Annotated in this window: 9 protein-coding genes; 5 read left to right on the forward strand and 4 right to left on the reverse strand. The window is 42.0% G+C overall.

Annotated elements, in window-relative coordinates; genetic code table 11:
* Nucleotides 1-133 precede the first annotated feature (133 nt).
* From pheS to ihfA, 3 genes are all read left to right on the forward strand, one after another.
* Nucleotides 134-1,117, forward strand: a complete 984-nt coding sequence (gene pheS / locus L4D20_RS20045) for a phenylalanine--tRNA ligase subunit alpha (protein WP_428803361.1) — start codon at nt 134-136, stop codon at nt 1,115-1,117.
* 18 nt (nt 1,118-1,135) lie between these two features.
* A complete protein-coding gene (gene pheT, locus L4D20_RS20050) occupies nt 1,136-3,541 on the forward strand; it encodes a phenylalanine--tRNA ligase subunit beta (protein WP_428803362.1) in 2,406 nt (801 codons plus the stop codon).
* A 468-nt stretch (nt 3,542-4,009) separates the two neighbouring features.
* Nucleotides 4,010-4,306, forward strand: coding sequence for an integration host factor subunit alpha (gene ihfA, locus L4D20_RS20055; RefSeq protein WP_102405695.1), 297 nt, complete (start codon nt 4,010-4,012; stop codon nt 4,304-4,306).
* Between the two features lie 139 nt (nt 4,307-4,445).
* On the opposite strand, the gene L4D20_RS20060 is transcribed toward ihfA, so the two are convergent.
* The 3 genes from L4D20_RS20060 to L4D20_RS20070 form a co-directional block, all read right to left on the reverse strand.
* Nucleotides 4,446-6,068, reverse strand: a complete 1,623-nt coding sequence (locus L4D20_RS20060; RefSeq protein ID WP_428803363.1) for an MFS transporter — start codon at nt 6,066-6,068, stop codon at nt 4,446-4,448.
* 129 nt (nt 6,069-6,197) lie between these two features.
* A complete protein-coding gene (locus L4D20_RS20065; protein ID WP_428803428.1) occupies nt 6,198-6,998 on the reverse strand; it encodes a hypothetical protein in 801 nt (266 codons plus the stop codon).
* A gap of 634 nt (nt 6,999-7,632) precedes the next feature.
* Nucleotides 7,633-9,303: a zinc-binding metallopeptidase family protein gene (locus tag L4D20_RS20070; RefSeq protein ID WP_428803364.1), complete on the reverse strand. Its 1,671-nt coding sequence runs from the start codon at nt 9,301-9,303 to the stop codon at nt 7,633-7,635.
* A gap of 346 nt (nt 9,304-9,649) precedes the next feature.
* On the opposite strand from L4D20_RS20070, the gene L4D20_RS20075 reads away from it, so the two are divergent.
* Nucleotides 9,650-10,405: a winged helix-turn-helix domain-containing protein gene (locus L4D20_RS20075; RefSeq protein WP_428803365.1), complete on the forward strand. Its 756-nt coding sequence runs from the start codon at nt 9,650-9,652 to the stop codon at nt 10,403-10,405.
* Complete coding sequence (locus L4D20_RS20080) at nt 10,399-10,893, forward strand: hypothetical protein (protein ID WP_428803366.1); 495 nt, start codon at nt 10,399-10,401, stop codon at nt 10,891-10,893. Before L4D20_RS20075 ends, L4D20_RS20080 begins: the two co-directional genes overlap by 7 nt.
* A gap of 345 nt (nt 10,894-11,238) precedes the next feature.
* Here the strand turns inward: L4D20_RS20080 and L4D20_RS20085 are convergent, their stop codons facing one another.
* Complete coding sequence (locus L4D20_RS20085; protein ID WP_428803367.1) at nt 11,239-12,828, reverse strand: amidohydrolase; 1,590 nt, start codon at nt 12,826-12,828, stop codon at nt 11,239-11,241.
* Between the last annotated feature and the right edge of the window lie 342 nt (nt 12,829-13,170).

The following is a 13,170-nucleotide window of genomic DNA, read 5'->3' on the forward strand; positions in this document are numbered from 1 at the left end:
TTTGGCTTTAGATGGTGGTTTCGATACTATGTACAGCTATTTGAAAATGCCCAAGAATCCCTTGCAGGGACCCTTATGGACACTACCACTTATGCCTTCCCAATGTAGGGAGCCATAGGTAGATGAGGAAACGATGCAACATCTAGAAGAGATTATTGCTAATGCTACTACTGCGATTAACGCGGCAGAGTCATTGGTTGCACTTGATGAAGTGCGAGTTCAGTACTTAGGTAAGAAAGGCGAGCTTACAGCTCAGCTTCAAAGCCTTGGTAAACTACCACCTGAAGAGCGTCGTACTGCTGGTCAAGAGATCAACAAAGCGAAAGGCGCAGTTCAGCAAGCAATCGTTGCTCGCAAAGACGCATTACAACGCGCTGAGCTAGAAGCAAAACTTGCAGCTGAAACTATCGATGTAACCCTACCGGGTCGTCGCATTGAGAACGGTGGATTGCATCCAGTTACTCGTACTGTTGAACGTATTGAACAGTTTTTCGGTGAGCTAGGCTTTAGCACTGAATCTGGTCCTGAGATTGAAGATGCGTTTCATAACTTTGATGCATTGAATATCGCAGACGATCACCCAGCACGTACTGATCACGATACTTTCTTCTTTAACCCTGATCTTATGCTTCGTACTCACACATCTGGTGTTCAGATTCGTACCATGGAAAATGGTAAACCACCATTCCGTTTCATTGCACCGGGTCGTGTTTACCGTAACGATTACGATCAAACTCACACGCCAATGTTCCACCAAGTGGAAGGCATGCTAGTTGATGAGAACGTTAACTTTGCGCAGTTAAAAGGTATCTTGAACGATTTCCTATGTAACTTCTTTGAAGAAGAAGTTGAAGTGCGTTTCCGTCCATCTTACTTCCCGTTTACTGAGCCTTCAGCTGAAGTTGACGTTATGGGTAAGAACGGTAAATGGCTTGAAGTTCTAGGTTGTGGCATGGTTCACCCTAATGTACTTCGTAGTGTGGGTATCGACCCTGAGAAATACTCTGGTTTTGCATTCGGAATGGGTGTTGAACGTCTAACGATGCTTCGTTACGGCGTAAACGACCTACGAGCGTTCTTCGAGAACGACCTACGTTTCCTTAAACAGTTCAAGTAATTCAAGGGTAAAGACACTATGAAATTCAACGAATCATGGCTTCGTGAGTGGGTTAGCCCTTCAGTAACTACTGATGAGCTAACACACCAAATTACAATGGCTGGCCTAGAGGTAGACGATGTTCTTCCTGTAGCTGGCGAATTTACTGGCGTTAAAGTTGGTAAAGTGGTTGAGTGCGGTCAGCACCCAGACGCAGACAAACTTCAAGTAACTAAAATTGATATCGGTGAAGAAGAGCTTTTAGACATCGTTTGTGGTGCATCTAACTGTCGCTTGGGTCTAACTGTAGCAGTAGCAACGGTAGGCGCAGTTCTTCCTGGTAACTTCAAAATCAAGAAAGCGAAACTTCGTGGTGTTCCATCACACGGTATGCTTTGTTCTTTCTCTGAGCTAGGTATTGACGTTGAGTCTGACGGTATCCTTGAGTTACCTGAAAGCACTACTCTAGGGATGGATGTACGCGAGCTTCTAGAACTTAACGACGTTACAATTGACGTTGATCTAACTGCTAACCGTGCTGACTGTTTCAGCATTCGCGGTATGGCTCGTGAAGTTGGCGTATTAAACCGTGCAGACGTAATAGAGCCTGCAGTGACAGCAGTTGCTCCAGCGATTGATGATGTTGTTTCTATCGAAGTAAAAGCGACAGAAGCATGTCCTCGTTACCTTGGTCGTGTAGTTAAGAACGTAAACGTTCAAGCTGATACTCCACTATGGATGCAAGAGAAACTGCGTCGTTGTGGTATTCGCTCAATTGACCCAGTTGTTGATATCACAAACTTTGTTCTTCTAGAGCAAGGTCAGCCGATGCACGCATTTGATCTTGCTAAGATTGACGGCGGAATCGTAGTTCGTATGGCAGAGCAGGGCGAAAAGCTTACTCTTCTAGATGGAAACGAAGCAGAACTAAACGCAGAAACACTTGTTGTTGCTGATCATAACCAAGCGCTAGCGATTGCCGGTATCTTTGGTGGTGAAAGCTCAGGTGTGACGACTGAAACTAAAGACGTATTACTAGAGTGTGCATTCTTTGCACCTGACCATATTCGTGGTCGCGCTCGTGCATACGGTTTACACACTGACTCTTCAATGCGTTTTGAGCGTGGTGTTGATTACGCACTACAAACAAATGCAATGGAACGCGCAACAGAGCTTCTTGTTGAAATCTGTGGCGGTGAAGTTGCTCCTGTTGTTGCTGTTGAGTCTGAAGCTGACTTGCCAAAAGCAAACACAGTAACACTGCGTCGCACTAAGCTTGATAACCTACTGGGTCATCACATTGAAGATGCAGACGTAGCTGAGATTCTAGAGCGTCTTGGCCTATCTGTTGAAGTAACGGCTGAAGGTTGGACTGCAGTCGCACCAACATGGCGTTTTGATATTGCTATAGAGCAAGATCTTGTGGAAGAAGTGGGCCGTATCTACGGTTACGATAACATTCCAAATCAAGCGCCTGCTGCGGCACTTAAAATGAACGATCACAAAGAAGCAAACCTACCGCTTAAGCGCGTACGTAACCTTCTTGTTGACCGTGGTTACCATGAAGCAATCACATATAGCTTTGTAGAGCCTGAGCAACAGAAATTGGTTGTTCCAAATGTAGAGCCACTGATTCTTCCATTCCCAATCTCTGCGGATATGGCAGCAATGCGTCTTGGCTTAGTTCAAGGCCTGCTAAACACGGTTGTACACAACCAGAAGCGTCAACAGTCTCGTGTTCGTTTGTTCGAATACGGTCTACGTTTCATCCCATGTGAGTCTGCAGAAAATGGTATGCGCCAAGAGCCTATGCTTGCAGGTGTTATTGCTGGCACACGCGGTGAAGAGCACTGGGACATTGAAACTAACACGGTTGACTTCTTTGACCTTAAAGGCGATGTAGAAGCAGTACTTGAATTGTCTTCAAATGAGAAAGCATTCAGCTTTGCTGCACTTTCGGTTGAAAGCAAACAGAAGAACCCAGCGCTACACCCTGGTCAATCTGCTGCAATCATCGTAGACGGCAAAGAGATCGGTGTGATTGGCACTGTTCACCCAGAGCTTGAGCGTAAGTTTGGTCTGAATGGCCGTACGGTTGTGTTTGAGATCGAATGGTCTGCTATTGATACTCGTGTTATCCCAGAAGCGGTAGCCGTATCTAAGTTCCCTGCTAACCGTCGTGACATTGCTGTTGTTGTTGATGAAGCAGTTGCTTCTGGCGACATAGTTAATGCATGTTTAGAAGCTGGTGGCGAGTTCTTAACTGACGCTAAGCTGTTCGACGTTTACGTTGGTAAGGGCGTTGAGGAAGGCAAGAAGAGCCTTGCTATCGCACTGTCACTTCAGTCTGTAGAGCGCACACTTGAAGAAGCTGATATCGCTGGTAGCGTTGATGCTATTGTTGCAAAAATTTCAGAGCAATTTGGCGCAGCATTACGCGACTAGATTTTAAGAAACGCGACTGAAGAAATTTCAGAAATTTAGTAAAGAGCCTACTTTTTAGTAGGCTCTTTTTTTATCTGAAACTTGTTGATTATTAATAAGTTAAAGTTAAAATGCAGATACTACTAAGGTGCTAATTTTTAACGGAATCTGTCCTTTTAGTTCAAAAAAATGCAAAAAAACTTAATTTTACCGAAATGGCACATTGGTCTGTTTGGTTGTTTTGTTCTGGTGTTTTATTCTTTATTGTTCGTGTTTTTATGTCCATTTTGGTATTTAATTCTTTTGTGTTGAGCGGTTAACGTGACTTAAACTAGTTTGTCTTATGATCGAGTTATAAAAAAGTTGGCGAAAATCAGAAGCTTGGCATACACTTTCCAAGGTAAAGCCGATATGTTGTTGATTGGCTAGGCAAAATGCTTTGGCGCTGCACATAGCAGCAATGTTAAACATAGCTTTAAGGGGAGTTTTATGGCGCTCACAAAGGCCGATTTGGCTGAGAACCTGTTTGAAAAACTTGGATACAGTAAACGGGATGCCAAGGAAACGGTTGAAGTGTTTTTTGAAGAAGTTCGAAAGGCACTCGAAAGTGGCGAGCAGGTAAAGCTGTCTGGTTTTGGTAATTTTGATCTACGAGACAAAAGTGAACGTCCGGGTCGAAATCCTAAAACTGGCGAAGACATTCCTATTACTGCTCGACGTGTTGTTACATTTAGACCGGGACAAAAACTAAAAGCCCGTGTTGAAAACATTAAAGTTGAGAAGTAGCTGATCAATTGACCACGCATAGCGTGGTCTTTTTATAGCCTAAGAGTGACGTGTCGCTTGGCGACTAAGCTATAGATCGATATGAATAAGGAGTGCATATGCACTCCTTTTTAGTTTCTGTCGATTTTATTAATAGGGCTTAACTTGTCGTTTTAATGAGGTCTATCTCTTTTGAAGCACTTTGAGACAACCTTAGTGAAATCAATACTCCGAGAATAGCGAGTATCAACATAGCTCTATTTGAGGTGGTGAAGTTGAGGTTTCTTGAATCATTATTAATTGCAACTATCGTATTAATCTCGTCATTTTCAGTCCCCAATTTTTGAAAATACTCGATCACCATTAGGTCATTAGCGTAGGGAATTGATTTGGCTTCAAGCACTAAGTGTTGAACGGACTCCGATACGTGCTGATTATCGCTGATTTGTTCTCTAACGTGATTCTCAAGCATTGCTTGCCCAGAGCCAGCCACCACAGCAATACCTAAGGCAAGCCCTATGTTGCGCGTTGTAGCCTGTATTCCTCCTGATTGTGCAGCCCCTTTCTCTCCAATAGCTTGAGTAATAACAATTGGAGTTTGAGAAGAAAGAATACCAATGCCCATTCCACAAATGCTCATCGCTAGGTAGATCACTGAAGATATGTCACCTTCGCTAGTTGAAATTTTCAGCAAATAACTACCAACAAAAAATAGACCAAAGCCAATAGCACATAAAAATTTTGGCAGTTGATTTTTGAAAGCAATAGGAGCGACGACTGAGGACATTATCATCGCAACAGCGAAAACTAAAATGATTGAACCAGTCTTAATGGCGGACAAATCAGCGGCTATTTGCAGGTAAGCAACAACAGAGAAGTTAAACCCACCGAAAATAGAGTACATAATCAGTAATAGGCTTAATCCCTTCAATAACTCTTTCTCTTTTAACCAAGAGATAGGTAATAAAGCGGTGCCATATCGTTGTTCAAATTTAAGCTCGTGAAGTAAGAAGAGTGAAAACACGACCAAACCAACGAATAACATTAAAAGAGCAGGGCTAATGGAACCAAAAACTTGAGGCAAATTATAACTAGATGAATTGGTAATCAGTCCCCAGTTTGGTATCGCCAACAATGCACACACAATCAAGATTAAACTACTCGAGCATAACAGGGCTCCAAAGTAGTCGAATCTTTTTGGTTTCGCGTTAAATAGCGGTGGGATCCAAAAGGTCGAGCAAAGTAAGCCAACAAGATATACCGCCATTTGAAGATAAAAACCGCTTCTCCAGCTGAATGTATCAAATAGCCAGCCGGAAGCTAAAGGGATTAATGCCGCGGCAACTCCCGTAGCTGCGGCCATTGAGCCGAATATCACAGCGCGTTCTTTGGGGGAGTAGTGTCCGATAACCAGTGCAAGAGCCGCTGGGAGAATAGATGCGCCTGCCAGCCCAGATAAGGGACGAGCAACGTAGATTAAGAATTCAACAGATGGGGCTAATAAAAGGCAAGCAGTAGATATACACCCAATAAAGAAACCGAAAATGAGTAGGCGTCGCCAGCCAATGAATAACCCTATCATGCTACAAATGAGCATGAATGATGCGCCTATTAGCGGGTATACCGCACCGGCAGTTTTTAGGTCGTTACCATTGGCGTTGAAGTGAGACATGAGAGCGCTAGTGGCAATCGAGAAGGTTGCTATGTCAGACGCTAAACTAAATTGCGCCAAGCAGAGAGAGAAGAGTAGTAGAGTTTTATTTTTATAAATAATATCAGTCATAGGTAATAATCCACCTCAGTTTTAAAACTGAACAAGAAATCGATTTTTGTCACGTACAATGTATTTATGCATTTTTATTAAAGCCAAAATTGAAAAAAGCTGGCCACATAGGCCAGCTTTTTAGGTAGATTAGAATTGGTAGTTAAACTCTACTCGGTGGTCACCATCTGCAAAATCAACATGCTCGTTCCAGTTTGCAAAGTAACGAACATTGAAGCGAGGTTGAATTTGGTACGAAGCTGTGAACTCATGCGTTAAGATGCTGTCATCACCCGCAAATGCGTAGTCTTTAAACATGTCTGAACCAGACAAGGTTTGCATGTACATTGGGTTGAAGTTTAACCAAATCTTATCAGTTACAGTTATTTTGGTGTACATGCCGACAACGCCAAATGCACCAGGAATGGAGTAGCCATTGCTGTTGGTCAGGCCTTTTTCATCTAGGTTGTTACCAAACATCAAACCAGCACCAGCAAGTGGGAAGAAGCTTACAGGGCCAAGAGCAGGAAGCGCTTGAATCATTGAGTAAGAAGCCGTACCTGTTTCGGCTGCGCCGCCATTTGCGTCAGAAGACGTTGAGTAAGCGATGTCTAGTTGTGTGCCACGACCGTTCGTTAGGTCAACCACGAAATCACGGTAGCGAATAGAGTCTACTGTGTCATTACGCTTGCTAGAGCCATCCCAGCCCAGAATATCACCAGCAAATCCTTTTATTTCTAAGATGTTCATGCCCATCTCAGTGTCTACACCAGTCGTGTAAGTTGCGCCGACTTTTAGGTTAACGCCTTTATTACTAAAACCGATACCGCCTTGCGTGTATACAGCTAGAGGGTTTGACATATCTTGAACCTCTTCGCCTTCTGTAGCCACTGCTTGGTTCATACATAGAGTAAGAGGTAGGGCTGCTAGATATATCTTTTTCATTTTTATTCACCTTGGATTTTTTATACTTACCTGACAAGAGAAGACAAATAGATGTGATCAAATAGTCAGATGCAGATTGAAAACAAGGCGATATTACCGTTGCTGTAATACGTACGAAACAAACCTAAAGCAACAAAAGATAAGTCACTTTTTGTTGCTTTTATGTCAATATAAATCAAGGGATTAGAGTTGTTATGACATGAAGGGAAGGGAGATAATAATTCAGAGGTTGAAGGAGTTAATCGTAACTAATTGTATGATTGTTAAAATAACTGTAATGAACTGATTCTGGTTGCATACTCTAATTCTAGAGGGGAGTACTGCTAATTTTAAAATACTTGATCAGATACCACAGCTTATTATGGGTTTTCGTTTCGTACCATCAATGATTGAACGGTGTGTTTGAATTTATGAAAAGGAATATTAATGTGGATAAGCTTTTTTGGTGTTGATTCACTTGTATCAATGACTCACATATAAAAGGGCATTTGGACGATTTACAGCCCATTGCCACTAACACATTGGCGTTTACTATTGTTGGCTGGCTACACACCTCAATTATCTCTTAGTGTTATTAAAACGAGAAAGGCCACCAAAAGTGGCAGCCTTATATTATTGAAACGCTATTCAGACGACAGGTTTAGAAGTTACCGTAAAAGTACTTGAATAGGTCAGAAGAGTAGATAGATTTAGTAGGCAGTTCATGGCCATCTTTCTTAATGTCTTCTTTAGTTGCATCCGCTAATGCATCAATGATGAAGATATGTGCACGAGCGTACTTCTCTAAAAGCTTAAAGCTAATTAGGCCCATATCGTAATCAATCGTTGAGTGGTAAGAGTAGCTCGAAATCGCCCAACCCGTCGAAATTGCATCTAAGTCATTAAACTTAGTAAACGGTGGGTGGAAGTGAGTCTCATCTGCAGCAGGATCTTGATAGTAAAAATCTGCTGTTGGAAGAGCGTAGGTGTTTACTGCTTGCTCGAATACATTAAGAAGTAATGGAGCTTTGTTAGTAATCATCTGCATTGCAGGGATTGCTTGGTTACTCTTACTCTGGATTGGACCTTCTTTAGTTAGTGCGATAAGACCTAACTTTTCAGGGCGAAGTACCATTAGCATTTCATCACGTACGAATTCGTGGTTTTGCTCAATGAACTTATCGGTAGCACCAACACCTGGGTGTTCGTGATCGCCAACTGAAAGGACAACTAAGCCGTGGCCACGTTGCTCAAGAGGACGCTTCGCATAGTGCTTAGCAGCTGCCATTACCATTGCAGCGGTACCAGCATTGTCGTGCAAACCGTAGAAGTATGAATCCGTGTGGAATGTCATCACAACTGACTTACCTGTTGTACCAGGAATAAAGCCATAAACGTTTGATGAATTACGGTGACGGCCATCTTCCATCTTACCTTGAACACACATACGTAGCTTAACTGGCTCTTCTGCTGTTTGGCGATCGATTAGTTTACGAAGGTATAAACCATCGTCGTAACCAATAGAGATCCACGGTAGAGCTTCACCAACACTGTCACCGCCGCCCATAGCGCCAATACGTGTTGCTGTTTGCTTAGAACCAGGTAGGGTCCACCATGCAACGATACCTGCAGGAGCACCGTACGTACCAGCCGCAATGCGAGAGTATGCAGTACGACCCGTTGAGTACATTGGGCCGCCAGCTGAGAAATCGCATTGTAGTAAAACTATTTTACCATCAAGGTTGCGACCGTTTAGCTCAGCAGCAGTGCCTTGACCAACGTAAACAACTTCAGCTTCAATACCAGCTTCAGGCGTTAAACCAGAAGGGAAAGGAGTAACTGCGTATTCGAAGTTGTGTTCGGTTTCGCCTTCTTCTAAAGAGTTAGAAGCAATAACCGTTAGTTCGTTCTTAGTAGGTTCCCATTGTGCATTACGGATAGGGAAAAAGTCTTCACGCACATCTTCAACGCCGTATGAGCGTAGAGTATCAGCAACAAGAGTCTGTGCTTCTGCTTCGTATTTTGTACCTTGAATACGGCCCCAAAGAATGTTGCCATCTTCACGAGATTTCTTTGAGATATCAACAAGCTTCATAGCGAATGCTTCAATGTCATCAGCGTTGATATCACCACGAGGGTCTTCACTTGCATCAAGGTATGGTCTAGGGCTTTCATCCATAGAAAGAGTCGGAAAGTGGCCTTCATGAAGCGCTTGAACACGTTGTGACAATTCTTCTGGTTTCAAAAATGATACGTTAGCAAGAATTTTTACCATTTCTTCTGGCGTGCTCGCCATGTTTTGCTTTGCTTCTTTCTTTGTAGAGTCGGTCATAGGTTACCCTTATTTTTTGACTGTTATATGAATCACACACTCATATTATTCCTGCGTGTGAATTCATTAAAGGAAACTAATCGGACATAATGTAAGTCACATTGTGTCATTTTTTAATTCTGTTTAATCAATGGCTTACGAGGTTTGTGATATGGTGTTTTGAGGGTGCTCGTGCTGCATGTTAGGCGTCAGAGAGTCATTTGAAGTATAAATAAAAAATACTATTTTGCTTTGATAAAAAATCACCTTTATAGTCGTGATGAATATCAAAGGAGCAATGATTACTTATGAATAAAATAAAAATAAATGGAATAATATGTGATATCGCATTCGATAGAATTATTATATGACCAAACTAAAACTCGAAGCTCCCGTATATCAAGTCGGTGATTATCTATACTCAATGACTTCTGGCGTTATTTCAAAAAATGACTCTTTATGCCAGCTACGCTCTAAAGAGTCAGCTTTACTTAATGTTTTAATTGAGACCTTTCCTGAAGTAACGTCAAGAGAAAAAATCGTTGAGAAGCTGTATCAAAATACCTACGCAACGGATGCGACAATCAATCAGCTCGTCAAACGATTAAGGAAATCACTGGAAGATAATAATCGCTCTCTTATTCGTACTATTTCTAAACAAGGGTACTTACTATCATCGCCACCCGATCAGGTAGAGATTGAAAAGAAAACTGATGTGAATTCAAATGCTAACCCTCACCTTATGGCACAACATTATAGTGGTGAGCACAATTTTAAAGGCCTTTCTAAAAGTGATGAAATCCAGCTTAAGCGTTTTGAAAATCCAGCCGCGGTAAAACAACTGTTAGAAACGACAAAAACTAAGCAGCGATTTTGGGGAGCGGCGGTCACTAGCGGTTGTGTTATTGCCTTTATCGTTGGTTATGGCATATCGATGTTAATTGGCCATGAAGGCTATCAATTAAAAGAGGTGACAACCTACGAAGCGGAGCAGATGACAGCAAGTGAATTACAGTCACCTGTGTTTTCTCGAGATGCGGGTACAAATAACATGACCATATATATTGAAGACAATAATGAAATTGTTCTCTGTGAAAGCCAAGATGGGGCAACAAAATGCTAATGAAGTTTAAGTATATTATTGTTGTTGCTCTTTGGCTGATTTTCGCTGCTATGGGTATGTTTGTACAAAAAATAACGTATACGCCAACAAAGCCTCATCTGGGTATTTGGACTGGTAGCACCGTTGTGCAATATCCAGAACGCGAAATCGAAATTGACATGCAACTCATCGTTGATAACGCGAGTAACGAGAGTGCGAGACTCATTTCTAGTCTAAGTTCAATTGACGACGGTAGTGACGTGTTAAAGGGTAACATTACTGTCGACGTTATGATTATTGAGAGAAATGACGAAGAGCTGATATTTTCACTGTTAAATCCTAGTTATTCCGATAAAGCGCAATTAGAAGATTATATTGGGCGAGATCTACCAGCACAGGGGACATTAATTAGTGGAACGGCTTGGTCGATTAGCAATGATGAAATGTTTTTGTACTTGAAGTTGGGTTTTGGAGAGAAGCTTCGAGTTGTACTTAAACGTGAACGGTAAAAAGCCATCGATTACAGGCGTCGTAATGTCGCCATAAATTGAAGTGATAGGAAAGCACTGCAGTCGTTTGATGCGGTGCTTTTTTATATCTACGGCTTGTAATCGACTAATATAAAAATAAGCTATACATGAGAAATAAAGTGACTAGTCTTGTGTGATGTACGATAAGCAAAACGAGAAGATAGAAGATAGAAGATAGAAGATAGAAGATAGAAAGTACTCGTATAATTAATCACCCTGTAGTCGTTACATGTGAATAAAACCCAAAAAAATCCCAACCGTAATGAGGCTGGGATTTTAATTATCTTACTTGCATGTGACTTTTACATGCTGTCTAGCGGTCTATTACGCTTTGTAAGTAACTTCACCTTGCATGTAAGTCGCCTGAACTTTAACAGTATCAAGGTCGTTAGCTTCAATGCTTAGCGGGTTCTTATCAACAATAATCATGTCAGCAACTTTACCAACTTCTAGAGAGCCGTGATCAGCTTCCATTTTAAACTGCTCAGCAGCCCAAATTGTGTAGCCTTTTAGAGCTTGCTCTACTGAAATAGCTTCTTCAGCGTTTAGAACGTCACCAGAGTATGTTTCACGAGTGACGGCTGCTTTAATTGACTGCCAAGGTTTGGTTGGAGTAACAGGCGCATCGTTGTGTAGAGTCGGGCGCAGACCTTTCTCGATAGCTGTTTTTACTTTAAATGTGTGGTGAAGATCATCTGCTTTGAAATAATCGTGAATGATTTGACCGCCAGTCCAGTATAGGTGTCCCATGATGAAGCTTGGGCGGGTATTTAGCTCAACCATACGTTCGAATTGGCTAGGAGTTGTTAGCGACAGGTGGTGCGCGCATGAGATGAAGTTTGAAACATCAATACCATTTTCTTTTGCAGAGTTACGTGCGTGTTCTACTGCATCAAGTGCTGCTTCAAGTGCTAATTCACCATTTGCGTGGAATATGAAGTCTACGCCTAGTTGGGTAGCCGCTTGAGCTGTTTGGTTGAACATATCTTGTGTTCCCCAAAGAGGACGAGGCATGTTCTTGAATTCTTCGTTTTGGTATTCAATTGCCGTTGATGCATTGCCGCCCTGAACTGAACCGTCAGTAAATGCTTTTAGGAAGCCAATGCGGAACTTGTCCGTTTTGTATTCATCTTTTTGGCTGATGACTTGAGGGAATTCAGGGAAGTTGTTAACAATACCGCCAACGATACGAACTTTAAACTGCTCGTCTTTTGACGCTTCAACCATCGTCGCTAAGTTCTTTGGTGCCATGATCATAAGATCAGAAGCTGTTGTGATACCTTCTTCTGCGTACTTCGCAGATACCGCTACAACGTCTTCAGCTAACGGGGCAGGGAATGTTCCTTTGTAAGCTTGCATAACAGCGGCTTGACCTAAAATCATACCTGTAAATTCGCCGTCAGCGTCTTTTACATATTGAGAGTTTTGTGGAGCTTCGCTCTCTTGAGTAATGCCTAGCTCTTCAAACGCTTTGCTGTTTAACCAACCGCCGTGACCTTGCATTGTGATAAACATTGGTAGGTCAGGGTGTGCTGCATCGATTTCAGCAAGTGTAGGGATAGCCTGTTTTTTCACATCCCAACCGATACCCATCAACCAACCGTCTTTGTTTGGTGTCATCGCACGGAAAGCAGCCATCATCTCTTCTTGAACCTGATACTTGAAGAAGCTTAGGTCAGTCATTTGTTCCATGTTTGCACAAAGTAGAATGTGAGAGTGATTCTCAATGAAACTCGGCATCAAAGTTTGACCTTCTAGGTCAACCATTGTGGCATTTGGATACTGTGCGACTAGTGCGTCTTTATTGCCTGTTTCGGTGATTTTACCATTTTCAACTAAAAGCGCTTCAACCGTTGGTTGATCGTCGTTCATTGTAATGATTGAGCCGCCAAAAAATAGGGATTGATTAGGCATTGTAGAAGTCTCCACTTGATGAATAGGTGATGAGCTTTGCTCATTATTTGATGCGAATAGTTTCTTGAAAAATTTAATAGGCATTGTCGATATCGCTTATGCTGGTCACTAAATTTATTGGTTGTGAACTGATCCGTTGAGAATCTATAGTTCTTCAGCCGTCTGTGTATTGGATTTCAAAGTACGATTGGATACTAACGATATGAAATGAGTTGGGAAACCAAACTAATGAGACAAAATCTAAGTCATATTTTATCATTATTAACTTGCCTGATTACAATGGCTTAGCGTGTTTTCTTTTGAGGGTGCTTATGGTTATCTTTCGTTGATTACTGAATGTTT

Source organism: Vibrio kyushuensis (assembly GCF_050337325.1).
Lineage (GTDB): Bacteria > Pseudomonadota > Gammaproteobacteria > Enterobacterales > Vibrionaceae > Vibrio > Vibrio kyushuensis.